This is a genomic window from Streptomyces sp. NPDC030862 (assembly GCF_055571835.1).
Genome location: NZ_JBVIEN010000010.1, coordinates 289,672 through 314,836 on the forward strand (window position 1 = coordinate 289,672; position 25,165 = coordinate 314,836).

A 25,165-nucleotide genomic window follows, 5' to 3' on the forward strand; every position below is an offset into this window, starting at 1 on the left:
CGACGTACCTCCCTGCCCGTACGCCCCGGCGGACAGGCCGGACAGCGCCGGACAAGCTCCGGACAGTCACCGTACGCATGCATAACGTGACTAGCGCGTCCGCGCTCGCCGTCGTCAGGCTTTGTGACGTGAACCACAAAATCACCGAACTACCCCCATTCACCTGCCACTTCAGCGTGCGGCTCTCCCCCACCCCGCGCGGCGCCCGCCTCGCCCGCCTGCTCGCCACCGAGCGGCTGCACGCGTGGGACCTGCCGTACGGGGTGGCCGAAACGGCTGCGCAGCTCGTGGCCGAGTTGGCCGCGAACGCCGTCACCCACGGCAAGGTGCCAGGCCGGGACTTCCTCCTCGAACTGCGTACGACCGACGGCGACAAGAGGCTCCGCGTCGAGGTGACGGACACACGCGGGGACCGGCTCCCGTGCCGCAGCGAGACGGGGCACGGGCTGGTGCTCGTCGAGGCGTTCGCGGACCGGTGGGGGGTGACGGAGGGGCCGGTTCCGCGCAAGACGGTGCGGGCGGAGATCGGGCTCGTACCGGCGCCCGGAAACCCGGGCTCCGGTGGGCCGGGCGGTCTTTCCAAAACCAAAGAACCGGAGAGAAAGAACCCCAACCAAACCCCACCCCTCCCTCCCGCGCGGCGGCCTCACTCACCCGAGTGAATATGCCAAGTGGAGTGGCATAACGGGCGGTTGTGTGTCTTACGCTCACGGCGACACAGAACCGCAGACATGCGACGGCCCCCGCCGGGACGGGCAATCCCGGACGAGGGCCTGACCACCGAGGAAGTTAGGCCTTCCTGATGGATACGAAGCACCTTAGCGCGCGCTCACGCGCCCAGCGCGGGAACGTCCGCACCCGTACGCACCACTCACGAGGCGGCGTCATTCACGACAACGACCGGCACGGCGCCCGGTACACGATCATCGGCAACCATCTCGCTCAGCACGCGAAGTTGTCCCTGACTGCGATCGGGCTCTCGGCCCATATCCAGTCGCTGCCCACGGGCTCACCGGTGGACATCAGGACACTGGCCGCCCGATTCCCGGAAAGCAGGGAGCGGATCGCGGCTGCGCTGCGGGAGCTGGAGGAGCACGGGTATCTGCGGCGGGTCCGCGAGCGTACGGCGCAGGGGCAGATGATCACCCGGACGATCTCCTGCAACAACCCAGCCGCCGCGCGACGCGAGTCCGCACCGGAGCCGACGCCCCGACCCCGCCGCGAGCCGAGGCCCCTCTCCGTACCGCAGCCGGGCTACTCGAATGCCGAACTGCTGCGGCAGGCCGTCGACCTGCTGGCCGGGCTCCGCCACGTGGACCCGCGCCTGCTGCTGTCGGAGCGGGACGCGGAGGTGCTGGCTCCAGGGGTCGTCGCGTGGCTGGAGCGCGAGGTGGAGCCCGAGCTCGTACGCGCCGCCCTGACCGCGTGCCTGCCGAGCGGGCCGCTGAACCGCCCGGCCGCTCTGCTCGCCCACCGGCTGACGGCCCAGCTGCCGCCACCGCCGACGTTCCGGGCGGCGCGTCGACCGCACCCGCTCCAGTGCTGCGACCGCTGCGAGCGGGCCTTCCGCGCCCCGGAACCGGGCGTGTGCCGCGACTGCCTTCCGGGGACCTCACCGACCTAAGGACCCGCATGGTCAGCTCGTCCCACGAGGCGATGCACCGCATCTTCCAGGAGTGCCCGGACCTCTTCTCCCGGGTGTCGGAGGTGCTGGGCGTCGACTTCTCCGCGCCCACCGCCGTGGACATCCTGCCCACGGACCTCACCGAGACCCGCCCTCTCGAACGCCGGGTGGACACCCTGCTGCGCTTCGACACCGAGGAGGATGGCACCTTCCTGCTCGCGGTGGAGGCCCAGGGCAAGAAGGACCTCGCCAAGTCCGCCAGCTGGATGTACTACCTCACGTACCTGCACAGCAAGTACCGGCTCCCGGTCTTCCTGCTGGTCGTGTGCCAGGACCGTTCCACGGCCGAGTGGGCGACGCGGCCCATGCACATCGGGAACCCGAAGTGGGCATCACTGACGATGCGGCCCTTAGTGATCGGCCCGCACAACATGCCGCTGATCACCAGAACGGAGGAGGCCCGCAAGGACCCGGCACTGGCGACGCTCGCCGCGATCACACACGCTGACAATCCGGACGCCGATGCCATACTGAAGGCGGTCTCCGGCGCCCTGCGCGAAACACCTGAACAGTTGGCGTACATCCTCGCCGAATTCATCGCACAAGGCCTGGGCGGACGCCCGATCGCATCCCTGTGGAGGCACCTGATGGCTGTCGACCTGTCGTTCTTCCAGTCTCCGGTTTCGGAGGAGCTGCGCGAGGAGGGCCGAGAGAAGGGCCGCGCGGAAGGCCGCGCGGAAGGCCGCGCAGAGAGTCGCGCCGAGGACATCATGCTCGTCCTGGAGCAGCGCGGCCTCGACGTCCCCGACGACGTCCGCGAGCGCATCACCAACTGCGACGACCCCGGGCTCCTGCGCCACTGGCTCACCCGCGCCCTCACCGCCACCTCCGCCGAGGAGATCTTCGCCGACGCGTAGCCCCGCCACGGAGTAGCTGCCCTACGGGCAAGATCGGGATGGACCCGGGCATCAACTCCGGAGTTGAATCGGCTGATGGACATGTCCTCCCGAGAGATCCGCATGCCCCTCAGCGAGGTCGTCGCAGTGCTGCGGGACCTGAACGAGTTCGTCGTTTCTCTTGACCGGCTCGGATCCCGTCAGGCAGCCGGAACCGCCGACGAGTACACCGTCGGCACATTCATCGCAGACTGGGATGTCGCTCGGCGATTGGCCCGCGCCCGACGCGTCATCAGCGTCGCGCTGGATGCACAACTGAGCGAGGAAGACAACGCCGAGATCGACGCCCTGTGCGACCAGGGCCGCTTCTACGGCACCGGCAGCGCCATCAGCCCCTCCGCTGAACAGTCCCTCTGAGAGGGAGGGGGTGATCGGTGCAGCTAGCCTGGCGGCATGTCCATCCCCTGGCGGTCCAGCGCCGCAGCGTTCGAGCAGATACTGGGTCGGCATGGCGTCGCCGCTGGTGCCTGCACCATGGAGGCGGCGTGGGCCGCCTTCGAGGAGTTCGTGCAGATGCCGGTGGAGGGCATCGAGGGGCCTGAGGACGACGGGGACGGCTTCATCGTCGAGTGGGGCGTCTGGGACTGGACCGGGAACCGGCCCGCGCTTTCTCTTGGACGACTGCTGGCGGTCAACGACGACGGCGACCGGCAGGATCCGTACTGGCAGCCCCAGTACTGGAAGGTGGAGTTCCAGGCGTGCTTCGCCGAGGACCCCGCCTGGGCGGACCTGCACATCAACGGTGGCGGCGACAGCGGCTTCGATCACGCTGCCATCGGTGAGCCCAGAGCGGATGCGCTCGCCGAGACACGCCGTTTCATCGACCAGGACCCGCTCCTCAGTGCGATGTGGCGGTCCGCACCGATCAGCATCGAAGTCACGCTCGACCGGGCAGGTTAGCCGCAGCTGCCCTACGGGCCCAAGGTGTCCTTGGCGACCAGCCTCCCGCCCGAGTAGCACAGGCGGTAGAGGTCGACCTCCTCCAGGAGGTTGCCGTTCGAGCGGTAGAAGTCGCAGGTGGCGCCCGGCGGGGCGGGCGCGGAGCGCGCTGCTTCGGGGGCGTAGCGGAAGGGCCGGGCGGGGAGCAGGGGCTCAAGGTCCGCGCGCAGGGCGCCGAGGCGGAGGCCCTCGTAGCGGGACGGCGGCAGGACGCTGCCGGTGAGCTGGTACGCCAGGTACGCGGCGCTCGGCAGGAAGAACGCCGCCGCCGCGGCGGGGAAGGCGAAGACGGCCGCGAAGCGCCAGCGGGCGATGCGGCGGACGCGGGCGCGGCGGCGTACCGATTCGGGTACGGCGTCGGCGTCGGCGTCGGCGGACGGCGTACGGTCGGCCGGGCCGTCCGGGTCGGGCGGGGTCGCCTGGGCGGAGGCCCGGTGCGGAAGGGTCGCGGCGACCTCGAAGCCGCCCTCGTACGGACCGGCGCGCAAGGTGCCGCCCAGGACCGCCACCCGCTCGCGCAGTCCGGCCAGGCCGTGGTGTCCGCCCCCAACGAGCGGCGACGGGCCGGCCGGCGGCTCCGCGTTGACGACGCGTACGCGCGTGGTGTCGCCGGTGTGCGCGATGGTGACGCGGACGGCGCTGCCCGGCGCGTGCTTGGTGGCATTGGTGAGGGCCTCCTGCACCACCCGGTACACGGCCCGTTCGACCAGGGGCGACCGGGGCGGCGGTCCGCCGCGCTCCCACCGCACCGGGACGCCGGAGGCGACCGCACGCCCGAGCAGCTCCTCCACCGTGTCGGCCGCGTCCGCGTGCGGGTCGGCCCGCAGCACGGTGACGGTCTCGCGGAGCTGGTCGACGGCGTCGGATATCGCGCGCCGGAGTTCGGCGACGTCGTCGCGGTCCTGCGGAGTGAGGGACGGCGACAGCTCCAGCGCTCCGGCGCGCAGCGCGACCAGGCTCAGGACGTGGCCGAGGGAGTCGTGCATGTCGGCGGCGATGGCCGCGCGTTCGGTCAGGCGGGCCCGCTCCGCGGCGAGGTGCTGCCGTTCCTCCAGGTTGCGGGCCAACTGCCAGCCGCCCTCGACGAGTTCGCGGCGCCCGCGCCGGTAGCGGCCGGCGAGCCAGGGCGGCAGGAGGGCGGCGGGCAGCATGGTCATCGCGTAGAACCACCACACCGCGGGGGCCCGCAGGACGGCGCAGACGGCCAGGTCGACCGTCAGGCAGCCGGCGAGCACCAGCAGCGGCGTGCGGGCCGTGGCGCTGCGGGCGCCCAGCAGGAAGGTCATGCAGGCCAGCGTCAGCGCGTAGACGTTCGCCGGGCTCGCGGCAGCGGCGAGCCCCAGCGCGCACGGGACGTTGGCCAGGAGGACGGCCGCCCCGGGGCGGCGGCGGGACAGAGGTACGGCCACGGCCAGCGCGAGCAGGGGCACGAGCAGGTCCCGGGTGGCGGAGGGGGCCCGGGCGTCGCCGAACCAGAGGGCGCCGGCAGTCGCGAACACCGCCCACAACGCGATGTCGGCGACCACCGGCCTCCACCACAGGCTCGGCGGCCTCAGCGGTGCGTGAAGGCGCCGCATCGGGGGCGCGGTCCGTGCTGTCACCGGGCCGACGCTACGTCACCCGTACGCGTACGCGACCGGGGCCAGGTCAGGCGTCCCGGCGGCGCAGCACGTACAGACCGGCGAGGTGGGCGGCGAGCGTCCACGCGAGCAGGACGACGACCGCGGTGGCGGGGCCGTAGGGGGTGCCGGAGCCGCCGCGCATGAGGATGCCGCCCGCGCTGTGCGGCAGCCAGTCGTTGACCGCGAGCAGGGCCGGGCCACCGAGCCCCACCAGCATGCTCGGCAGGGCCCACAGCAGGGTGAAGAGCACCGTCAGGGTGCCGGCCGCGTGGCGCGTGGCGAAGGAGACGCCCACGGTCATGACGGCGATGAGGGCGTAGTACGCGCCGACGGAGAGCGCCTGGCCCACCGTCTCGGCGGCGTCGAACGAGGCGTGGCCGGAGAACGGCCCCCAGGCGACAGCCGTGCCGAGTGCGGCGCACACCGTGCCGGCGGTGAAGGTGACCAGCGCGGTGACCAGGGCCTTGGCGAGCTGGAGGCGGCGGCGCACCGGTACCCAGAGCAGGGACGAGCTCATGCTGCTGGTCGCGTACTCGCCGGTGACGGTGAGCATGGCCAGGATGACCACGGCGAACTGGACGAGGACCGTGGAGGAGATCGCCGCATGGCCGACCGGCTGGACGGGATGGTCGTTGATGCGCGCGATCGAGCCGTAGTAGAAGGTGAACAGGCCGGTCGCGGCGAGGGCCGCCACGAGACAGAGGTACGGGGCGCGCACCGACCACAGCTTGGTCCACTCGGCGGCCACCGCCCCGCGGAACGGCCGGGCCGGCCCCTTGGCCTGAGAGGTGTGGTGGGCCGTCATCACGCCTCCTCCTCGGTCCGTACGCCCGTCGCGTACTCGACGCTGCGCGCCGTCAGGTCCATGTACGCCTGCTCCAGGGACACGTGGACGTCGGTGAGTTGGTGCAGCCGGACGCCGCAGCGGTGGGCGAGGTCGCCGATCTGCCCGGCGGTCCGGCCCGTGACGACGATCTCGTCCCGGTCCGCCGTGTCGACGGTCACGGTCACGGTCGCAGTGGCGTCCGACCTGTCGGCCGCCGCCAGGCGGCGTACGAGGACGGCCCGCTCCTCGGGATCCGGTACGCGCACCCGCACGGTCGCGCGGGAGCCGCCGGCGAGGAAGTCCGCCATGGAGGTGTCGGCCAGCAGCCGCCCCCGGCCGATGACCACGAGGTGGTCGGCCGTCAGCTGCATCTCGCTCATCAGGTGGCTGGAGAGGAACACCGTGCGGCCCTGCGCGGCCTGGCTCCGGACGAGGTCGCGCATCCAGCGCACGCCGTCGGGGTCGAGGCCGTTGACCGGCTCGTCCAGGATCAGCGTGGACGGGTCACCGAGCAGCGCCCCGGCGACGCCGAGCCGCTGGGACATGCCGAGCGAGTACGTCCCGGCCCGGCGGCGCGCCGCCTTGGCGAGGCCGACGGTCTCCAGCACCTCGTCCACGCGGCGTACCGGGATGCCGTTGCTGCGGGCCTGTGCGACGAGGTGGCTGCGGGCGGAGCGCGCCGGGTGGAGCGCCTTCGCGTCCAGCAGCGCGCCGACCTCGCGGACCGGGTGCCGCAGGGCGGTGTAGGGCCTGCCGTTGACGAGGGCCCGGCCCCGCGAGGGGTGGTCGAGGCCGAGGATCATCCTCATCGTGGTGGATTTCCCGGCCCCGTTGGGGCCGAGGAAGCCGGTCACCTTCCCTTCCTCGACGTCCAGTGTCAGGTCGTCGACGGCGACGGTCTCGCCGTAGCGCTTGCTGAGCCCTCTCAGGGTGATCACACCGATTCCTCCGTCCGCTCCGAGGTACGGCGACGACGCTAGAAGGGCTGCGTCCAGGGGCACATGGGCCGATCGTCAGGTCCTTCCCGCCGTTCGTCAGGGGTGCCGCTGCGCCGCTGGTCGGACTTCGGCGGGGTGGCTGACGAGACGGGCTGGCTGACGAGACGGGCTGGCCCGCCCTACCGCAGGGTGGCCGTCGGCAGGGCCTCGCGCAGGCGGTCGAGGAGCGCCTGGGCCGCGGGGCTCGCGGGTCCGGTGGCCGACCAGGCGAGGACGATGCGGGCACGCATCCGGGGTTCGACGATCTGCAGGGTGCGCAGCGGTCCACCGGGGTCCGGTTCGTTCTCGCCGAGGGGCAGGACGGCGACGCCCAGGCCCCGGGCGGCGAGCTGCGCGAGCACGTGCGGAGCCGCTGCCTCGAACGCGACCCGGGGCCGGAATCCGGCCTGTGCGCAGGCGCGTTCGAGGGCCGCGCGGATCCCGGTTCCGCGCGGCAGGCAGATCAGGGGGCGGTCCCGTAGATCGGCCAGGGGCACGCTGGTGCGGTCGGTGCTGGCGAGGAGGGGGTCGCCGGGCGCGACGGCGGCGGCGAGCGGAGCGTCGATGACCGTGCGGCTGGAGACGCCGGGCGGGAGAGTGTCCCCGCTGGTACCGAGGAGGGCGATGTCGATCTCCCCGGACAGGAGCGCGGCCTGCATCCGCTCCGAGGTGTCCTCGGTGAGCGCGACCTCCAGTGCGGGGTGGGCGCTGTGGAAGTCGGCGAGGAACGAGGCGACGTCGAAGGCGTGGCTCATGGCACCGGAGACCAGCCCGAGGGTGACCCGGCCGCGCAGCAGTCCGGTGTGCTCGTCCACGGTCTGCCGTACCGCGTCCGCGGCGGCCAGCGCGGCGCGCGCGTACGGCAGGACGGCCCGGCCCACCTCGGTCGGCGTGACCGACCGGTTGGAGCGGTCGAGCAGGGGCTGCCCGAGTTCCTTCTCCAGCTGGCGGATCTGGGCGCTGAGGCCGGGCTGGGCCAGGTGCAGCCGGGCGGCGGCGCGGGTGAAACCGCCTTCCTCGACGACGGTGACGAAGTAGCGCAGCTGGCGGAGCTCCATAACCGTTGATTCTAGCTGGCAGCAGATCAATCTATTTGAGGTATGGACCGGTCGGCTGCAGGCTTGACCGCATGGAGAACGTGACACCGCGCAGGGGCGGGAACGCCGAGGTCAGGGCATGGATCGCGGCGGAACGCACGGAGCTGGCCGACCTGCTCGACGGCCTGCGGGAGGACCAGTGGGACGGTCCGACCCTGTGCGCGGGATGGCGGGTGCGTGAGGTCGCGGCGCACATGTCGATGGGGTTCCGGCTCTCCCTGCCCGCGACCGTGGGCGAACTGGTCAGGGCGCGGGGGAACCTGCACCGGATGACCGACCGTGTCGCCCGCAGGGACGCGTCCGCCCATTCCACCGCCGAGCTCGCCGCGTTCCTGCGCGAGGGTGCACACCATCCCTGGAAGCCCCCGGTCGGCGGGTTCGAGGCGGCGCTGGGCCACGACGTGGTGCACGGGCTGGACATCACCGTCGCCCTCGGCCTCGACCGGCGCGTCCCCGAGGAACGGTTGCGTGTGCTGCTCGACGGGATCCGGCCCAGCGGCCTGAGGTTCTTCGGCGTGGACCTCTCCGGAGTGCGGCTGTGCGCGGAGGACTTGGACTGGTCGTACGGGTCCGGCTCCCCCGTATACGGTGCCGCCCAGGACCTCCTCCTGCTCGCCTTCGGCCGCAGGCTGCCGAGCGGCCGGCTCCGGGGTGAAGCAAGCAGCCGCTTCAGCTCCACCACCGCCTGAACCCCCGAACCGCTCACGCTCGCAAGGAACTCCATCGTGCGCCCCCGCTTCCTCCTGGCACTGTCCCTGCTCTCGACCGGGCTGCTCTCCGGCGCCTTCTGCTATGGCGCCGCCAACCTCGTCCCGACCTTCGGCGCCGTCCCGCTCGACATGAGACTGGACTTCCACGCCGAGCTGATGAAGATGAACGGGATCACCGTGCAGGGAGCCATGGTGGTCTCGGCCCTCAGCTCCCTCGCGCTGGCCGGCAGCACGCGTGGCCGGGCCCGGGTCCTGGCGGCCGTGGCAGGTGGCCTGGCCGTCGCGTCCTTCCTGATCACCCGGTTCGGGAACGTCCCGATCAACGGCCGCATCAAGCAGTGGGCCGCCACCGCACCGCCGGCCGACCACGCGGACGTCCTGCACCGCTGGGAGCTGTTCAACATCGCGCGTACCGTCAGCGCCGTGGCGGCGTTCGCCCTCCTCATCTTCCTGGCCCTGCGCGGGACCGCTGCGCGCCCGGCGACGGAGAAGCCGCGGGTCACGGCCTGAACCGACCCGGTCCGGTGACGCACGGGCGTCAGCGGCACTCGCCGACGAAGCCGACGGGGGTCCGGGCCGCGCGGCCCGGCCGGGTCCGTACGCTCGCCGTGTGGAAGAGACGACACCAGGTCAACGACGGCCGGTCCGCGTCCTCGTGGCGGACGACGAGGCGATGGTGCGGGCCGGTATCCGGGCCATCCTGGCGCGGGACCCGCGTACGGAGGTGGTCGCCGAGGCGGCCGACGGGGCGGAGGCCGTCTCGCTGGCGCGCCGTCACCGGCCCGATGTGGTCCTCATGGACATCCAGATGCCGGGCCTCGACGGCATCGCGGCGGCGGCCCGCATCCACCAGGCCGTGCCGGCGAGCGGCGTGGTGATGCTGACGACGTTCGGGGAGGACCACTTCATCCAACGGGCCCTGGAGGAAGGCGCCAGCGGGTTCCTGCTGAAGGCCGACGATCCCCGGGAGCTGCTGAACGGGGTGCAGGCCGTGGCCGCGGGCGGGGCCTACCTGTCTCCGAGGGTCGCCGCCCGGGTGGTCGCCGGTCTGCGCGCGCAGCGGTCCGCCCGGCCCCGGCGGTCCCTCGACCATTTGACGGGCCGGGAGCGCGACGTGCTGGCCGGCCTCGGCGCGGGCCTGTCCAACGCGGAGATCGCGGCGACGCTGCACCTGGTCGAGGGCACCGTGAAGGCCCACGTCAGCGCCGTACTGGCGAAGCTCGGCGCCCGCAACCGCGTGGAGGCCGCCCTCGCGGCGCACGAGGCGGGCCTGGTCGCGGGCCAGGTCGCTGGCCAGGTCGCCGGCCAGGTCGCGGACCGGCCGCCCCAGCCACCCCGGCGGTCCCAGCCGTCCCAACCGCCCCAGCCACGACAGCCGCGACAGCCGCCCCGGCCGTTCCCGCACGACAACTGAAGAACCGACACGCCATCCGGAAGGACCATGACTTCATGACCACCCCTGCCCACGGCCTCACCCTCTGGATACCCCGACTCGTCCACGCCGCCGCCGCGGCACACCTGCTCGTCGGCTTCGCCGCCGCCCGCTCCCACTGGAGCGGCATCCTCTCCGAGGGGCTGTGGAACACCGTCGGCAACGACGACGAGGGCCGCATGATGGCCCTCTGGTTCATGGTCAGCGGCCTGGGCCTGATCGGTCTCGGCCTCCTGGCCCGCAGGTCCGTGACGACCACCGGGACGCTGCCCCCCGAGCTCGGGTGGATCCTGCTGGCGCTCGGGGTGCCGGTGTCCCTGCTGGAGCCGGTTTCCGGCGGCTGGTGCCTGATCGCCATCGGCGCGCTGGCGGTGCTGCGTTCGCGGCGGGACCGTGCGGCGCTGTCGGCACCGGAGCGCCGGGAGAGCCCTGAGGAGACCCGCCCCGCCCCAGGCAACCCCACCCCCCGATAATCCGTCTAACCGACCGCGCGGCGTGCGGCTCCGCACCAGCCCCGCCGCCGCGATCGGGGACGACGTAACGCAGGCGGGGGCACCGCTGCGGGGGAAGCGGACGGGGAGCACGACAAGTGAACGAGATACGGGGGGCGGGGCCGCGCCCTGCCATCGGGCGGGCGGCGACGAACGTGCGGCGGCGCGGCGTTCTGGCCGGCCTGGCCGCCATCGGGGCGGCGGTCGCCGCCGGTGTCACCGGCTGCACCGTGCCCACGCCGCGGCGCAGGGGGCCCACCGCCGACCCCGCGCCGGGGATGCCGATCACCAGCTCGCGGCGCGCGCAGCTGATGCAGATCGCCGCGCACCCGGACGACGACCTGTACTTCATGAACCCGGACACCCAGCGGATGGTCGACGCCGGTGTCCCGCTGGTCTCCGTCTACGTCACCGCGGGCGAGCACGACGGCAAGAACCACATCCCCGGCCGCAAGGACATCCCCGCCGACAAGTCGGCGTACTCCTCGGCCCGGCACCAGGGGCTGCGGCAGGCGTACGCGCGGATGCTGGGGCTCGACACGTTCACGCCGTGGCAGAAGGGCGTCCTCACCCTCCGCGGCGACCGGCGCGCCGAGATCAACACGCTGACCCACGGCAACCGCCGCGTCGAGCTGGTCTTCCTCAACCTCGCCATGCACGCCCCGCGCCGCTGGATGGCGCTCCCCAGCCTGTGGCACGACCGCCAGCTGGGCCTGCGGACCGTCGTCGCCGACGACTCCCCCGTACGCAAGGCCGACGACTACGACTACGACCGGCTCATCGACGTGCTCGTCGGACTCATGGAGCAGTACCGGCCGACCGTCATCCACACCCTGGACCCGGATCCGGACATCCAGCACAGCGACGAGAAGACCCGCAAGAAGGACTCCGAGCAGCGGGGTTACTCGGACCACGCCGACCACACCGCCGTCGCCTCCTTCAGCTGGGCGGCCATGGTCCGCTGGGTCGCGCACGCGACGGGGGACGGCGGCGCGATACCGGCCTTCCTGACGACGTCCTTCCGGGGCTACTACAACCGGCACTGGCCCAAGAACCTCCCCGAGCCCGTGCTGCGCGAGAAGGCCGCGCACCTCGTGCCGTACGGCGGCGACCCCGCCTGGCAGTGCGGCAACAGCGGCGGCTGCGGCGACTACAGCGTCGGCGGCGTCCGCCCCCTCACCAACAAGAAGGGGTGGGTGCGGGCCACGCACTACCGCTACCCGGACCCCGGGCCGGTCGTCGTCACCGAGCCCGACGGACGGCTCGCCGTGTACGGGGTGCTCGGCCTGCGCGCGGTGCGCTGGCACGAGACCGCGCGCGGCAGCGGCCAGTGGGGCGAGCCGGACGACCTCGGCGGCGGGCCGCTCGCGCCCGGCCTCGGCTCGGCGGCCCTCAAGGACGGGCGGCGGCTCCTCTTCGGCCTGCGCTTCTCGGCGCTCGGCGGGCACGGCGGCCCGAACAAGCGCGAGATCGTGGTGCTGGAGCAGCGCACGCCGGGCGGGCCGTTCCTCCCCTGGCGCGGGCTCGGCAACCCCGAGCACGGCGACGACCGCGGGCGCCGGCTCGGCGTCCCGGTGGCCGTCACCGACGGCGGTGACCGGGTCCACCTCTTCGTACGCAACGCCGACAAGGGCGTCAGCACCCGCGTCCGGGAGCCCGACGGCAGCTGGGGGCCCTGGCGGGACCTCGGCGGCGAGGAGATCCAGGACGGCCTGGCGGCCACGGCGGACCGCACCGGGCGCGTCCACCTCTTCGCCACCGCCCGCGACACGATCCACCACTGGGCGCAGACCTCGCCGGGCGGGCGGGTCACGTTCCGCCCGGACAGCGGACTGCCCGCCTCCGGCGACCCGCTGGCGGTGGCCGCGGCGCCCGACGGCGGCCTGGAGCTGTACTACCGCGCGCCGACCAGCGAGAAGCTGACGGCGGTACGCGTCGACGACGCGGCCCCGACCCGTATCGCCTTCGACGGGTACGGGCCGGTCGGCGCCGTCGCGACCCCCGAGGGCCCGGTGCTGGTCGGCAAGGACCTGCGGGGCCGCGTCCAGATCCGCACCGGCGGCGGACGGCTGTCCACCCGTACGCAGGGGGCCGTGGCCCTGGAGTCGGCGATGCTGCACGCCCACCGTGAGCACGGCGTCGTCGCGATCGGCCTCGGCGCGGACGCCCACCCGTGGACGTGGGCGCCGGAGCCGCGTACCGAGGGCTGAGCGTCCAGCGCCGGAGCCGCGCGCCCAGAGCTGAGCGGCTCCGGATACGCCGAAGGGCCCCGCACCTCTCGGTGCGGGGCCCTCGGCTTGCAGGAGCTCTGCGACGAGCTACCAGGTCAAACCGTCAGAGTTACTTGACGATCTTGGTGACCTGGCCGGCGCCGACGGTCCGGCCACCCTCACGGATGGCGAACTTGAGGCCCTCCTCCATGGCGACCGGCTGGATCAGCTGGACGGACATGGAGGTGTTGTCGCCCGGCATGACCATCTCGGTGCCCTCGGGGAGGGTCACGACGCCGGTCACGTCCGTGGTACGGAAGTAGAACTGCGGGCGGTAGTTGTTGAAGAACGGCGTGTGGCGGCCACCCTCGTCCTTGGACAGGATGTAGGCCTGCGCCTCGAACTCGGTGTGCGGGGTGACCGAGCCCGGCTTGATGATGACCTGGCCGCGCTCGACGTCCTCGCGCTTGATGCCACGGAGGAGCAGACCGACGTTCTCACCGGCCTGGCCCTCGTCGAGCAGCTTGCGGAACATCTCGATGCCGGTGACCGTGGTGGTGGTCTTCTCGGTCTTGATGCCGATGATGTCGACGGTCTCGTTGACCTTCAGGACACCACGCTCGATACGGCCGGTGACGACCGTACCGCGACCGGTGATCGTGAAGACGTCCTCGATCGGCATGAGGAACGGCTTGTCGACGTCGCGCTCCGGCTGCGGGATGGCCTCGTCGACGGCGTTCATCAGGTTGAGGACCGACTCGGCCCACTCCGGGTCGCCCTCGAGCGCCTTCAGAGCGGAGACCTTGACGACCGGCAGGTCGTCGCCCGGGAACTCGTACTCGGAGAGGAGCTCACGCACCTCGAGCTCGACGAGCTCCAGGATCTCCTCGTCGTCCACCATGTCGGCCTTGTTCAGGGCGACGACGATGTACGGAACGCCGACCTGGCGGGCCAGGAGCACGTGCTCCTTGGTCTGCGGCATCGGGCCGTCGGTGGCGGCGACCACGAGGATGGCGCCGTCCATCTGGGCCGCACCGGTGATCATGTTCTTGATGTAGTCCGCGTGACCCGGGCAGTCGACGTGCGCGTAGTGACGCGACTCCGTCTGGTACTCGACGTGCGCGATGGAGATGGTGATACCGCGCTGACGCTCCTCAGGAGCCTTGTCGATCTGGTCGAAGGCCGAAGCCTCGTTCAGGTCCGGGTACTTGTCGTGCAGCACCTTGGTAATGGCGGCCGTGAGGGTCGTCTTACCGTGGTCGATGTGACCGATGGTGCCGATGTTGACGTGCGGCTTAGTCCGCTCGAACTTCGCCTTCGCCACGGGGGTCCTCCTGAGAGTGGTTCTGGTACGCCTTACTCATCGGCGCCAGGTGATCTTTGCTGGGTGGCCACCCGCCGGGAACTCTGCCTCGGGTTCGGGGCGGAGCCCCGGCGGATGGTGTCAAGCCTAAAGCGTGAACCGGTGAGAGTTACTCGCCCTTGGCCTTCGCGATGATCTCCTCGGCGACGTTCCGCGGAACCTCGGCGTAGGAGTCGAACTGCATCGAGTAGCTTGCGCGACCCGAGGTCTTGCTGCGGAGGTCGCCGACGTAGCCGAACATCTCCGAGAGCGGCACCAGGCCCTTGACGACCCGGGCGCCGGCACGCTCCTCCATGGCCTGGATCTGGCCACGGCGGGAGTTGATGTCACCGATGACGTCGCCCATGTAGTCCTCGGGCGTGGTGACCTCGACGGCCATCATCGGCTCGAGGAGCACCGGGGACGCCTTGCGCGCGGCCTCCTTGAAGGCCTGCGAACCGGCGATCTTGAAGGCGAGCTCGGAGGAGTCGACCTCGTGGTAGGCACCGTCGAGAAGCGTGACGCGGACGCCCGTCATCTCGTAGCCCGCGAGGATGCCGAACTGCATGGCCTCCTGGCAGCCGGCGTCCACCGAAGGGATGTATTCCTTCGGGATGCGGCCACCGGTGACCTTGTTGACGAACTCGTACGAGGCGTCGCCGCCCTCGATCGGCTCGACCGCGATCTGCACCTTGGCGAACTGACCGGTACCACCGGTCTGCTTCTTGTGGGTGTAGTCCACGCGCTCGACGGCCTTGCGGATCGTCTCACGGTACGCGACCTGAGGCTTGCCGACGTTGGCCTCGACCTTGAACTCGCGCTTCATGCGGTCGACGAGGACCTCGAGGTGAAGCTCGCCCATACCGCCGATGACGGTCTGGCCGGTCTCCTCGTTGGTGTGCACCTGGAAGGAGGGGTCCTCCTCCGCGAGACGCTGGATGGCGACACCCAGCTTCTCCTGGTCACCCTTGGACTTGGGCTCGATCGCGACCTCGATGACCGGGGCCGGGAAGTCCATGGACTCCAGGATGACCGGGGCCTTCTCGTCGCACAGCGTCTCACCGGTCGTGGTCTGCTTCAGACCCATGACGGCGATGATGTCGCCGGCGCCCACCGACTCGATCTCCTCACGCTTGTTCGCGTGCATGCGGTAGATCTTGCCGATGCGCTCCTTCTTGCCCTTGACGGAGTTCAGCACCGAGGTGCCGGACTCCAGGCGACCGGAGTAGATCCGGACGAAGGTGAGCTTGCCGAGGTGCGGGTCGCTCATGATCTTGAACGCCAGCGCCGACAGCGGCTCGTCGTCGGACGGCTTGCGCTTGACGACCGTCTCCGCGTCCTTGACGTCGTGGCCCTCGATGGCCTCGATGTCGACGGGGGAGGGGAGGTAGCGCACGACCGCGTCGAGCAGGGGCTGGACGCCCTTGTTCTTGAACGCGGTGCCACAGAACACCGGGGTGACCGTGGTGCCGGTGCCCTTGCCGGAGGCGATGGTGATACGACGGATCGCGGCGTACAGCTGCTCCTCGGACGGCTCCTGGCCCTCCAGGTACAGCTCCATGATCTCTTCGTCGTTCTCGGCGACGGTCTCGACGAGCTTGCCGCGGTACTCCTCGGCAGCCTCGGCGTGGGTGTCCGGGATGTCGACGACGTCGTACATCTCGCCCTTGGCCGCCTCGGCGGACCAGACCAGCGCCTTCATGCGGACCAGGTCGATGACGCCCTTGAAGTCCGCCTCGGCACCGATCGGGAGCTGCATGACGATCGGCTGCGCACCCAGGCGGTCCGAGATCATGTCCACGCAGCGGTGGAACTCGGCGCCCGTACGGTCGAGCTTGTTGACGAAGCAGATGCGCGGAACGCCGTAGCGGTCCGCCTGACGCCACACGGTCTCGGACTGCGGCTCAACACCGGCCACACCGTCGAACACCGTCACGGCGCCGTCGAGGACGCGGAGCGAACGCTCCACCTCGACGGTGAAGTCGACGTGACCCGGGGTGTCGATGATGTTGATGGTGTGATCGACGTCCTCGAGCGACCAGTGGCAGGTCGTCGCGGCGGACGTGATCGTGATGCCGCGCTCCTGCTCCTGCTCCATCCAGTCCATCGTGGCGGCGCCGTCGTGGACCTCACCGATCTTGTACGAAACGCCGGTGTAGAACAGGATCCGCTCGGTGGTGGTCGTCTTGCCCGCGTCGATGTGGGCCATGATCCCGATGTTGCGGACCCTGGCCAGGTCAAGCGAAGTGGTAGCCATAAGGCTTCAGTCTTCTCTCGGTCTCGATGTGGGTGCGACTACCAGCGGTAGTGCGCGAAGGCCTTGTTGGACTCGGCCATCTTGTGCGTGTCCTCACGCTTCTTGACCGAAGCACCGAGGCCGTTCGAGGCGTCCAGGAGCTCGTTCATGAGGCGCTCGGTCATGGTCTTCTCGCGACGGGCGCGGGAGTAACCCACGAGCCAGCGGAGCGCGAGCGTGGAGGCGCGACCGGGCTTGACCTCGATCGGCACCTGGTAGGTGGCGCCACCGACACGGCGGGACTTGACCTCGAGGGACGGCTTGACGTTCTCGAGGGCGCGCTTCAGCGTGATGACCGGGTCGTTGCCGGTCTTCTCGCGGAGGCCTTCCATGGCGCCGTAGACGATCCGCTCGGCGGTGGAGCGCTTGCCGTTCAGCAGAATCTTGTTGATGAGCGAGGTCACCAGAGGAGAACCGTAGACCGGGTCGATGATGACCGGGCGCTTCGGGGCGGGGCCCTTACGAGGCATTCTTACTTCTCCTTCTTGGCGCCGTAGCGGCTGCGGGCCTGCTTGCGGTTCTTGACACCCTGGGTGTCGAGCGAACCGCGGATGATCTTGTAGCGAACACCCGGCAGGTCCTTCACACGGCCACCACGCACGAGCACGATGGAGTGCTCCTGCAGGTTGTGTCCCTCACCCGGAATGTAAGCCGTGACCTCGATCCCGCTGGTCAGACGCACACGCGCGACCTTGCGGAGGGCCGAGTTCGGCTTCTTCGGGGTGGTCGTGAACACACGCGTGCAGACGCCGCGGCGCTGAGGGGAACCCTCGAGTGCGGGCGTCTTGTTCTTCTCGACCTTGTCCTGCCGGCCCTTACGGACCAGCTGCTGGATCGTAGGCACTACTTCTCCGGTTTCTGTGTGCCGTGTAGTAAAGCTAACCTGGAACGTTGCCGACCCACGCGGTCGGGTGTGTCGAATACTGCGGACTTCCGCCGCGAGGCGGAAATGGGCGCAGATTGCGGTGGCCGATGCTCGACTCGCCGTGCGGTTGAGGACACGCACAGGAGCCCAGGCACACCCCAGGCACAAGGTCTGAGCGTACCTACCGTATGGACCTGGGTCAAAACAAATGACCTCGCCCGCCGGGCGCCGGCCGCCTGCACGAAAGCCCCTCGCCTCGGCGTTCGCCCGAACCCCGGTCCCGGCCGTCCGCCCGGCCGTGGGTGCGGCCACGGGCACGGCCCTGGGCGCGGGAGCCGCGCGCCGCCTCAGGGGTGGTCGCCGGGCCTCCGGCGGCGCGCCGGGAGCCGCGGGATCGTGGGGACGCGGGAGCTGCGCGATTTGGCGACGAGCTTGGGCGCGGCGGCCCCGGTACGGGCCTGATCGGAAGCGGGGTCCTGCGCATCGGCCTGGCGCTGCGGGCCCTCGCGGGTCGCGGACTCGGCAGGTGGCCGGCGCTGCGGGTCCTCGGCGGTGCGGGAGCCGGCGGCGCTCTGGCCCTGCGGGTCCTCGGCGGTGCCGGGCGCATTCCCGTCCGGGGCCGGGCGGTGCGCGTCCTCGACGGCGTCCGACGGGGGCGGGGCCTGGCCCTGCGCGTTCTCGCGGGGGTGCGGGCGCGGTGCGGCCGGGGCCTGGCGCTGCATGGGGGGCTCGGCGGCGGGCGGGTCGGCCGGGGCCCGGCGGGCGGGGCGGTCGCGAGGGCGCCGCGCGGCCGCGTCCTCGCTTGTTGCGCGCGAGCGCGAAGGGGGCGAAGTGGGCGAAGAGGCCGGGGCGGGGGCCGGGTCCCTTCCGGCGTCGCCGGACGCGCCGCCGCGCCCCCTCGGCCGCCGGGAGGCCAACGCGCTCGCCTCGGCGCCGGGGCCCGGGGACTCCGGGCGGGACTCTGGGCCGGTTTCCGGTCGGCCCCCGGCGGACTCGTCGTCCGCCGCCGGGTCCTCGCCCTGCGGGAAGGGGATGACCGCCGCCTGGCCCGGCGTACGGCCGACCAGCCGCAGGCGGCGGGCCTGGGCGATGCGGCGCGCCTCCTCCAGGACGGGTTCGTACTCGTCGGCGGCGTCACGCCAGCCGTTGACGTACGCCTGGAGCTCCCGGCGCGCCAGTTCCTCGCGCAGCAGGACCACGACCTCGTCGGGCGCGTGGCCCTCCAGGTAGCGGCCGAGGGTGGCGAGCAGGGCCGGCAGGTCGGCGGCGGGTTCCGGAAGTCCGCGTACGGGGCCCCTGGCCTTGGTCGGCCCCGCCTCGTCGTCGCCCGGGTCGCCGGTCGGCCGGGAGCACCCCTCGCCCTCGACCATGACACTCTCTTTCGCGACCCGTCGCCGTTTCGGTTCCGCCGAAGACGCCGGTTCACGCTCCGCGCCGGCGACGCCCATACCTACGGCGGTGCCCCCGGAGGCTCGGCCGCCGCCGGGGCAATGAGCCTGCGAAATCGTGGGGACAGGCGCGAACAAGCTTACGAGAAAGCGGAGTCAGGCCTCGCGGACACCCTTGGCGTCCGCCTGCCGGGGCCCTGGGTGCGCCTCGCGCTCGGGGCGGCCGGCGGGCCACTCGGGGAGGAACTGTCCGGCCACCCGGATGAACATGTCGCGCTGGTCGGGCGGGATGCCCAGCCCGGCCGCGGCCTGTTCGAGGGTGAGGGCCGGGGTCGCCGACTCCTCGGCGGGCGGCACGTCACCGGACAGGCCGGGCAACGGCAGGTCCTCCTCGGTGAGTCTGCCGGACTTGATGAGCATGTCGCGGACCGGGACGCGCAGCACGTGGGCGAGGCGGCGCATGGTCTCCAGGTCCGGCATGCTCTGCCCCTGCAGGAGGCGGGTGATGGCCGCCCGGTGCACGCCGGCCTCGTCGGCGAGGCGGGATTTGCCACCGCCGCGCGGGCTGTCGATGTCGTACCCCTGCCGCCGGATCACCCCTTCGATCCAGGCCGTGAACTCTTCCAGTTCGCTGACGGACATGGGTACGCCCTCCCTTCGAGGCGGCCACCAGACTATCGCGCTTGCGCGCACTGGTTGCGCGCTTACACGCACGCAATTGTGAAGGTTGCGTCGAGAACTGGATATGCCCCCTTTCACTTTTAGTTGCGCGCTCGCTCGCAACATGCCAGTGTGCTGCCTCGCAACAAACGTTTCGCTCAAGCGTTCGCAGATCGCAGATCGCAGTGCATCAGGGGGCCACCGTCATGTCCGTACCGCCGTTCAACGCCCGTCCGTCGTCGTCATCGTCCGCCGCGGAGCTGCGGGAGTTCCTCGGGTGGCGGATGGACGCCGCCTGTGCGGGGCTGCCGCCGCAGGTGGTCTTCGCCCGGCGGCCGGCCGACGCGGCGCCGGCGCTGCGGGCGTGCGCGCGCTGCCGTGTGACGCGGGAGTGCGAGGAGGCCGTGGACCCCGCGCGTACGTGGTTCGACGGCGTGAGCGCCGGGCGGCTGTGGCACAACGGCCGGCCGGTGGACCTGAACCGGGGCAACCGCGCCCGCGCCCAGGGCGGCGCCCGTGAGGCCGAGGCCCTCGCGGCGGGCCCCGAGGACCACCGCACGCCCCCGCTCGACCAGGCCGCCGCCTGACCTCCGCCTGGCCTCCGCCGCCGCGCAGGCCCCGCACGTACGTCCACCACACGCCGCCCGTACGGCCGGCACCACTGGGTCAGCAGCCACAGCCACTCACTACGTCCGCCACCGTCGTGTCGCGGCCGCTCCACGTCGGCGCTCTCGCGGCGCCCCGCAGGAGGGAGCACTCCATGTCCGTCAGCCAGCCCACCACCCTCACCACCACCGCCGACGACGCCACCACCGGCGTCGTACGGGATGCCGCACTGTGGACCGCCATGCTGGTCCGCCAGTTCCCCGAGCTGCTCACCGAACTGGCGCCGTCGCCGGGCCGCGGCGGCGCGCCGACCCGTGACCGCCCGGCCCCCGGGGCCGCGCAGCTCGCCGCCCGCGCCGCCCGGCTGCGCGCCGAGCGACAGGAGGCGCTGCTGAACGAGCAGCGCCACGGCCTGTCCGTACCGGGCCACGCCGCCTCCCCCATCCGCCTCCACGTGTCCGACGCGATCCGGGACATCACCGACGGTGTCGTGGAGCTGGAGGAGGCGGTGTACGACCGGCTGGCCCTGGGCCGGCCGCGCCGGGCCGACGTCGCGCAGCGGCTGCGGCGGATCACCGAGCTGCTCGGCCGCATCGGCGCCGACGCCACGCTCGCCGTCCACGTACGGGACGAGATGCGCCGCATGGCGAGGCGCTGCGCGCGGGAGCTGGGCGAGGCGGAGACGATGGTGCGCGTGTCCGGGCGCTGCCCGTGGTGCGACTCGGTGTCGCTGCGGGCGTTCCCGACGGGCCGGGCCGTGGTGTGCGTCAACCCTGGGTGCCGGTGCGGTCTGCCGGACTGCGACTGCGTGAGCGACCCGGCGTTCCGGCACCTGTGGGCGGAGGACGCCTGGCAGGAGCTGGCCGAGGCGGCGGAGGGCGGCGTGGCGGAGATCGCCGCGCGCATGGAGGAGACGGCACCGGCGGCGGTGGCCGCGGCGGTGCGCGACGGAGGGGCCCGATGAACCGTACGCCGATCACGTCCCGGATCCCGGTCCCGGCCGGAGCCGCGCTCGTCACCGGGCAGACGGCCGCGCAGGAGGCGGGGGTCGTGCCCACCACCATCCGCAAGTGGGTGCAGCTCGGGCACCTGTCCCCCGCGGGGCGGCAGGGCCGGGCGCAGCTCTACCGGCTGGAGGACGTCTTCGCCGCCGAACGCTCCGCGCGCCGCAAGCCGCGGCCGGTCCAGGCCTGAGCACGCACGACGACGCCGGGGCGACCACTTCCTCAGAGGAGTGGTCGCCCCGGCGTCGTCGTGCGTATCGACGTATCGAGAGGTCAGCCGTGTTCCGCCCCGTCCGGCGGGCTGGGGATACGCACCACGGACGCGTGCTGCACCTGCTTCGCGGGGGCGGGTGGCTCCGGGCTCAGCGTGGCCACCGCCTCCTGCCAGCCGCTGGAGAAGCCGCGCAGCTCGGCGTCGACCGTGAGGCGCGCGCCGACCTTGGCGATGACGGAACTGAGGGCGCGGCCGACCCCTCCGGTGTACGTCCCCGCCGCGGCACTCTCCACGGCGACCTCGACGACGGCGGCGGCGACATCTGCCAGTCGGTCCTGCGGGCTGTTCCTCATCGGCCTTCACCGCCGGCTGCCCGCCCGCTCCTCGTGTTCGTCTCCTGCACGCCCCACCACTCCTCACGCCCGCCCGGGTGCTCCGTACCTTCCGCGTCCGCGTCCGCTCGTCCGCTCGACCCTGCAACCTTGCTCGAACTTATGTTCGGGTTAGCGAGCGTAGCGCAGATGAGGGGGGTCGCGGCGGACATACGGAGCGCGTCCCGCCGCAGCCGGGGGCAAGTTGGTTGCGGAGCCCGCGGGCCTCGATCACACTTGGAGCAGCGGCAGAGCTGCGCCCGACACCAGGGCGGCGGTCCTGCCGCTTCGTGTTTTCCCGACTCTCTCCCGACTCTCTCCCGAAGGGAGCGTCCATGTGAGCCCTCTCGCCTTCCCGGACGTGGAACGCCTCGTGGTCGACCACCTGAAGAACCGGGCGGAACTGGCCGGTGTCGTGGTCGACAACCGGCCGCCCGCCGGGTTCGACGGCACCCAGAAGGCCGTCCTCGTCTCCCGCGTCGGCGGCGCCTGGGTGGACGACCTCCACCTCGACCAGCCGCTGCTCGACCTGGAGGTCTACGGGCCGGACAAGACCGCCGCCCACACGGTGGCGCTCACCGCGCGTGCCGCGCTGCTCGAAGCCGCCGGAACGGTGTACGGCGGCGCCTCCGTCACCGAGGTGGCCGAGGCGGACGGTCCGCGCTGGCTGCCCGACTACAACCGGCCGAACGGCAACCGCTACCTCTCGACGGTCCGGATCTCGATCCGCCCCGCGTAACCGCCCCGCGTAACCGCCCCGCGTAACCGGTCCGCGTAACCGCCCCGCGTAACCGGTCCGCGTAACCGGTCCGCGTAACCGGCCCGTACAGCGGGCCGCACCGCACCGGCACACCCGCCGCGCGTCCCGCGCGGCCCACGAACAGGCCCTGTCGCACCCGCGGCGGGGCCTTCGCCCTATCCCGCACCACCCTTCACCTGAGGAGTTCCCATGCCCGCCAACAACGGCAACCAGATCCGCGTCGCCGGCACCGGCCGCATCCTCGTCGCCGCCGCCGGCCCCACCGGCCCGGCCGCGCCGAAGCACACCGTCGACGAGTGGGTCACCGGCTGGACCGAGCTCGGCTACACCAGCACCGACGGCATCAAGTTCAACAAGAAGGACAAGATCGACCCGGTCGACACCTGGCAGTCGGTCAGCCCGGCCCGCTTCATCTACTCGGACCGCGACCTGACGGTGAAGTTCCAGCTCCTGCAGTTCAACAAGGACACGCTGCCGTTCTTCATGGGCGGCGGCGCGGTCACCCCGGTGACCGCCACCGGGGCCGTCGACACCTACTCGTACGCCATGGGCGCCGAGCCGCAGAAGGACGAGCGCCAGCTCGGCATCGAGTTCAAGGACGGCTCGGACGTCACGTACCGCTTCATCGTCCCGCGCGGCCAGGTCACGGAGACCGAGGAGATCGGCCTGACCCGCACCGGGGCGCTGAAGCTCGGCATCACCTTCACCGCCCTCGCTCCCGAGGGCAGCTCCACGCTGGCGACCTGGATCATGAAGGACAAGTCGTACGCGTAAGGGCGCGGCGCTCCCCCGGCGCCCGTCCCTCCCCACGCCGGTGTCCGGCGCGCGGCCCCCTGTGGCCGCGCGCCGGGCGCCGGCGCCTTCGTTTCCCCTCCCCCTTCCTCAAGAGGAGCCCACGCATGTCCTCCTTCAACGTCAACGCCGCCCGCGCCCAACGCCTGGAAGCCCTCGGCCGTGCCTGGAGCTTCGAGCTCGACGACCAGGCCTTCCAGCTGCCGACCGAGCTGTCCCGTTCCACCGCCCGCAAGCTGCGCGAACTCGACGACAACGACGTCGACGGGCTGTTGCGGCTGCTCCTGGGCGAGCAGCAGTACGCCCGCTTCGACCGCCTGGAGGTCACGATGCAGGACATCGCGGCGATCCTGGAGGCGTACGGCAAGGAGACCGGGCTCGGCCTGGGGGAAGGCTGAGCCTCGGCGTGCTCGTCGAGGAGCACGCCGAGGCCCTGGAGGCCGACCTGCTGCGCCACTACGGCGTGGACCTGCTCGACTGGCACCGCGGCCGGCTCTCCTCCCGCCGGCTCGCGGTGCTGGTCCGCCACATGCCGCGCGACAGCGCGCTCGCGCGCGCGGTGCACGGCGAGGCGGCGGAGTGGGGCGTGAGCGACTACCTGCTCGCCACCGCGGTGGACCACCTCGCCGAGTCCAACTGGATGTTCGCCACGGTCAACCAGGGCGAGGACGCGGAGACGCTGGAGTACCCGACGCCGGTACCGCGCCCCGACGGCGGCACCGAGGGGTCCGCCCCGCCGGACGCCCCGGAGTCGGCCCCGGCCCCGGACCCGGCCGAACTCGCCCGGTTCTTCTCCTGATCCTGTTCCGCGGAGCCCTCAGAACTCCGTGATCAGCGCGAACGCCAGCACCCCGCAGAGCGCCCCGGCGGCGGCGCAGACGAGGGCCAGCACCAGGGTCATGGCCCCGCCGAGCGGCATGACGATCACGGTCGTGGCGAAGGTGGCGGCCACCTTCGGATCGTCCTTCCGGTAGCGGAGGAGGGTGGTGGACCCCACCTTCGGGGTGTCGAGGGAACCGGTCCGCCCTACGTACGCCACGTGAGTCGCGCCGTCCGGCGTCGCGAAGCGGTACGAGTGGCGCGTCGCCCCGACGCCCACGCACGTACCTTTCGCGGTCGCACTGGCCACTATGTCGCGCCTGGCTCCGCGCAGCAGCGCGACGCCCTTTCCGGCGACGATCCACGCACCCCACAGGAACAACGGTGCCGCCACCCCGGAAAAGGCCCCGAGAAGAATATTCATTTCCTCCGCCGTATCTGCTCTCCGCGATCACCGTGAATCGCCGGAGCGTAGCACGTCGGGGACCCGAAAGGAAGAGGGCGACATGACGAATGCACCGGAAAAGGGAAGCGAAAAGGAAAAGAAGAAGGAAGACGAAAAGAATTTCTACGAGTCAGTCGTCGCATGGCTCAAGAGCGGCGAGTCCACTCTGGTGAAAAAGCCGGAATTCACGGGCCTCAAGGGTGAGGTCAACGCCTTGGCCATGGCGGTGAACGGGTTCAAGCCCGAAGTCAACGCCCTCGCGGCCACCGCCAACCTCGGCGTCGCCGAAGCCACGCTCGTCAAGGCGGAGTACACCAGGTGGGACCTGCTCCAGATCATGGAGGACAGGAAGCTCGACAGGGACGGCCTGTCGCCGCAGAAACTCAAACTCCACGCACAGGCGGCCCTGGACCTGGCGAAGGAGCTGCGCCCGCACGTCCAGCGGTTCATGGACCAGTACCCGAGTCCGCGTTCCGACGCGATGAAGAACACCTCCCGTGATCACGGCCAGCGCATCGACAACGTGGAGAGGTACATCCGCTCCCTGCGCGATCGGACAGCGAATTCCGTGGCGCCGACGCGTCGCGCGGAACCGGTGAACGTGGGAAATGTCCAGGCCGTAGCCAGTCACCTGAACCACTTGGAGCGCCGCATCAACAACCTCATCACCGCCATCGGATGACGAAGAAAGCCGCGTACCCCCGCGGAAAGGAATGACG

The 25,165-nt window shown here is 71.6% G+C and carries 29 protein-coding genes and 1 pseudogene; 18 read left to right on the forward strand and 12 right to left on the reverse strand.

The window, feature by feature from the left end:
- The first annotated feature begins 128 nt into the window (after positions 1–128).
- The 5 genes from ACZ42X_RS26790 (at position 129) to ACZ42X_RS26810 (ending at position 3,480) form a co-directional block, all read left to right on the forward strand.
- The gene (locus tag ACZ42X_RS26790; RefSeq protein WP_468295017.1) at positions 129–662 is read left to right on the forward strand and encodes an ATP-binding protein; all 534 of its coding nucleotides are present in this window, start codon (positions 129–131) and stop codon (positions 660–662) included.
- Positions 663–802: 140 nt separating this feature from the next.
- On the forward strand, positions 803–1,624 hold the full coding sequence (locus ACZ42X_RS26795; protein WP_468295018.1) for a helix-turn-helix domain-containing protein: 822 nt from the start codon (positions 803–805) through the stop codon (positions 1,622–1,624).
- A gap of 8 nt (positions 1,625–1,632) precedes the next feature.
- Positions 1,633–2,541: an RpnC/YadD family protein gene (locus ACZ42X_RS26800; protein ID WP_468295019.1), complete on the forward strand. Its 909-nt coding sequence runs from the start codon at positions 1,633–1,635 to the stop codon at positions 2,539–2,541.
- A gap of 75 nt (positions 2,542–2,616) precedes the next feature.
- Positions 2,617–2,937, forward strand: coding sequence for a hypothetical protein (locus ACZ42X_RS26805; protein ID WP_468295021.1), 321 nt, complete (start codon positions 2,617–2,619; stop codon positions 2,935–2,937).
- Between the two features lie 36 nt (positions 2,938–2,973).
- Entirely contained in the window at positions 2,974–3,480 is a 507-nt protein-coding gene (locus tag ACZ42X_RS26810) for a hypothetical protein (protein ID WP_468295023.1), read from the forward strand.
- An 11-nt stretch (positions 3,481–3,491) separates the two neighbouring features.
- Here ACZ42X_RS26810 and ACZ42X_RS26815 read toward each other — a convergent pair whose 3' ends face one another.
- From ACZ42X_RS26815 to ACZ42X_RS26830, 4 genes are all read right to left on the reverse strand, one after another.
- A complete protein-coding gene (locus ACZ42X_RS26815; RefSeq protein ID WP_468295026.1) occupies positions 3,492–5,120 on the reverse strand; it encodes a sensor histidine kinase in 1,629 nt (542 codons plus the stop codon).
- 46 nt (positions 5,121–5,166) lie between these two features.
- On the reverse strand, positions 5,167–5,946 hold the full coding sequence (locus tag ACZ42X_RS26820) for an ABC transporter permease (RefSeq protein ID WP_468295028.1): 780 nt from the start codon (positions 5,944–5,946) through the stop codon (positions 5,167–5,169).
- Positions 5,946–6,905 (reverse strand): ABC transporter ATP-binding protein, encoded by a 960-nt coding sequence (locus tag ACZ42X_RS26825; protein WP_468295030.1) that lies wholly within the window; start codon positions 6,903–6,905, stop codon positions 5,946–5,948. Before ACZ42X_RS26825 ends, ACZ42X_RS26820 begins: the two co-directional genes overlap by 1 nt.
- 179 nt (positions 6,906–7,084) lie before the next feature.
- Positions 7,085–8,002 (reverse strand): LysR family transcriptional regulator, encoded by a 918-nt coding sequence (locus tag ACZ42X_RS26830; protein ID WP_468295033.1) that lies wholly within the window; start codon positions 8,000–8,002, stop codon positions 7,085–7,087.
- A gap of 71 nt (positions 8,003–8,073) precedes the next feature.
- Between ACZ42X_RS26830 and ACZ42X_RS26835 the strand changes: the two genes are divergently transcribed.
- The 5 genes and pseudogenes from ACZ42X_RS26835 to ACZ42X_RS26855 all read left to right on the forward strand — a co-directional run bounded on the left by ACZ42X_RS26835 (position 8,074) and on the right by ACZ42X_RS26855 (position 12,884).
- Positions 8,074–8,730: a maleylpyruvate isomerase family mycothiol-dependent enzyme gene (locus ACZ42X_RS26835; RefSeq protein ID WP_468295035.1), complete on the forward strand. Its 657-nt coding sequence runs from the start codon at positions 8,074–8,076 to the stop codon at positions 8,728–8,730.
- Positions 8,731–8,766: 36 nt separating this feature from the next.
- The gene (locus ACZ42X_RS26840) at positions 8,767–9,261 is read left to right on the forward strand and encodes an anthrone oxygenase family protein (protein WP_468295038.1); all 495 of its coding nucleotides are present in this window, start codon (positions 8,767–8,769) and stop codon (positions 9,259–9,261) included.
- A 100-nt stretch (positions 9,262–9,361) separates the two neighbouring features.
- Positions 9,362–10,027 (forward strand): annotated as a pseudogene (locus tag ACZ42X_RS26845) (response regulator); the annotation flags it as partial.
- Positions 10,028–10,200: 173 nt separating this feature from the next.
- Positions 10,201–10,656: a DUF6463 family protein gene (locus tag ACZ42X_RS26850; protein ID WP_468295040.1), complete on the forward strand. Its 456-nt coding sequence runs from the start codon at positions 10,201–10,203 to the stop codon at positions 10,654–10,656.
- A 116-nt stretch (positions 10,657–10,772) separates the two neighbouring features.
- Complete coding sequence (locus ACZ42X_RS26855) at positions 10,773–12,884, forward strand: PIG-L family deacetylase (RefSeq protein WP_468295042.1); 2,112 nt, start codon at positions 10,773–10,775, stop codon at positions 12,882–12,884.
- Positions 12,885–13,014: 130 nt separating this feature from the next.
- Here the strand turns inward: ACZ42X_RS26855 and tuf are convergent, their stop codons facing one another.
- The 6 genes from tuf to ACZ42X_RS26885 all read right to left on the reverse strand — a co-directional run bounded on the left by tuf (position 13,015) and on the right by ACZ42X_RS26885 (position 19,417).
- Positions 13,015–14,208 (reverse strand): elongation factor Tu, encoded by a 1,194-nt coding sequence (gene tuf / locus ACZ42X_RS26860; protein WP_361421479.1) that lies wholly within the window; start codon positions 14,206–14,208, stop codon positions 13,015–13,017.
- 148 nt (positions 14,209–14,356) lie between these two features.
- Positions 14,357–16,483 (reverse strand): elongation factor G, encoded by a 2,127-nt coding sequence (gene fusA / locus ACZ42X_RS26865; protein WP_403554040.1) that lies wholly within the window; start codon positions 16,481–16,483, stop codon positions 14,357–14,359.
- A 38-nt stretch (positions 16,484–16,521) separates the two neighbouring features.
- Positions 16,522–16,992, reverse strand: a complete 471-nt coding sequence (gene rpsG / locus ACZ42X_RS26870; RefSeq protein ID WP_031076642.1) for a 30S ribosomal protein S7 — start codon at positions 16,990–16,992, stop codon at positions 16,522–16,524.
- A gap of 2 nt (positions 16,993–16,994) precedes the next feature.
- Complete coding sequence (gene rpsL, locus ACZ42X_RS26875; protein ID WP_003948652.1) at positions 16,995–17,366, reverse strand: 30S ribosomal protein S12; 372 nt, start codon at positions 17,364–17,366, stop codon at positions 16,995–16,997.
- A gap of 368 nt (positions 17,367–17,734) precedes the next feature.
- Positions 17,735–18,757: a hypothetical protein gene (locus ACZ42X_RS26880; protein ID WP_468295048.1), complete on the reverse strand. Its 1,023-nt coding sequence runs from the start codon at positions 18,755–18,757 to the stop codon at positions 17,735–17,737.
- Positions 18,758–18,931: 174 nt separating this feature from the next.
- Positions 18,932–19,417, reverse strand: a complete 486-nt coding sequence (locus ACZ42X_RS26885) for a helix-turn-helix domain-containing protein (protein WP_468295051.1) — start codon at positions 19,415–19,417, stop codon at positions 18,932–18,934.
- A 224-nt stretch (positions 19,418–19,641) separates the two neighbouring features.
- Here ACZ42X_RS26885 and ACZ42X_RS26890 point away from each other — a divergent pair, with 224 nt between their 5' ends.
- From ACZ42X_RS26890 to ACZ42X_RS26900, 3 genes are all read left to right on the forward strand, one after another.
- Complete coding sequence (locus ACZ42X_RS26890; protein WP_468295053.1) at positions 19,642–20,022, forward strand: WhiB family transcriptional regulator; 381 nt, start codon at positions 19,642–19,644, stop codon at positions 20,020–20,022.
- 173 nt (positions 20,023–20,195) lie between these two features.
- Positions 20,196–21,005: a hypothetical protein gene (locus tag ACZ42X_RS26895; RefSeq protein WP_468295056.1), complete on the forward strand. Its 810-nt coding sequence runs from the start codon at positions 20,196–20,198 to the stop codon at positions 21,003–21,005.
- On the forward strand, positions 21,002–21,235 hold the full coding sequence (locus tag ACZ42X_RS26900; protein WP_468295058.1) for a MerR family transcriptional regulator: 234 nt from the start codon (positions 21,002–21,004) through the stop codon (positions 21,233–21,235). The genes ACZ42X_RS26895 and ACZ42X_RS26900 overlap by 4 nt, the downstream gene beginning before the upstream one ends.
- An 83-nt stretch (positions 21,236–21,318) precedes the next feature.
- Here the strand turns inward: ACZ42X_RS26900 and ACZ42X_RS26905 are convergent, their stop codons facing one another.
- Positions 21,319–21,612 (reverse strand): hypothetical protein, encoded by a 294-nt coding sequence (locus ACZ42X_RS26905; RefSeq protein ID WP_468295060.1) that lies wholly within the window; start codon positions 21,610–21,612, stop codon positions 21,319–21,321.
- A 355-nt stretch (positions 21,613–21,967) separates the two neighbouring features.
- Here ACZ42X_RS26905 and ACZ42X_RS26910 point away from each other — a divergent pair, with 355 nt between their 5' ends.
- From ACZ42X_RS26910 to ACZ42X_RS26925, 4 genes are all read left to right on the forward strand, one after another.
- On the forward strand, positions 21,968–22,369 hold the full coding sequence (locus ACZ42X_RS26910; RefSeq protein ID WP_468295063.1) for a hypothetical protein: 402 nt from the start codon (positions 21,968–21,970) through the stop codon (positions 22,367–22,369).
- Positions 22,370–22,579: 210 nt separating this feature from the next.
- On the forward strand, positions 22,580–23,164 hold the full coding sequence (locus tag ACZ42X_RS26915; RefSeq protein WP_468295065.1) for a phage tail tube protein: 585 nt from the start codon (positions 22,580–22,582) through the stop codon (positions 23,162–23,164).
- 125 nt (positions 23,165–23,289) lie between these two features.
- Entirely contained in the window at positions 23,290–23,580 is a 291-nt protein-coding gene (locus tag ACZ42X_RS26920; RefSeq protein WP_468295067.1) for a hypothetical protein, read from the forward strand.
- Between the two features lie 65 nt (positions 23,581–23,645).
- The gene (locus ACZ42X_RS26925) at positions 23,646–23,981 is read left to right on the forward strand and encodes a hypothetical protein (RefSeq protein WP_468295225.1); all 336 of its coding nucleotides are present in this window, start codon (positions 23,646–23,648) and stop codon (positions 23,979–23,981) included.
- A gap of 18 nt (positions 23,982–23,999) precedes the next feature.
- On the opposite strand, the gene ACZ42X_RS26930 is transcribed toward ACZ42X_RS26925, so the two are convergent.
- A complete protein-coding gene (locus tag ACZ42X_RS26930; RefSeq protein WP_468295070.1) occupies positions 24,000–24,425 on the reverse strand; it encodes a hypothetical protein in 426 nt (141 codons plus the stop codon).
- Between the two features lie 82 nt (positions 24,426–24,507).
- Between ACZ42X_RS26930 and ACZ42X_RS26935 the strand changes: the two genes are divergently transcribed.
- Positions 24,508–25,128, forward strand: a complete 621-nt coding sequence (locus ACZ42X_RS26935) for a hypothetical protein (protein WP_468295072.1) — start codon at positions 24,508–24,510, stop codon at positions 25,126–25,128.
- Positions 25,129–25,165: the final 37 nt, after the last annotated feature.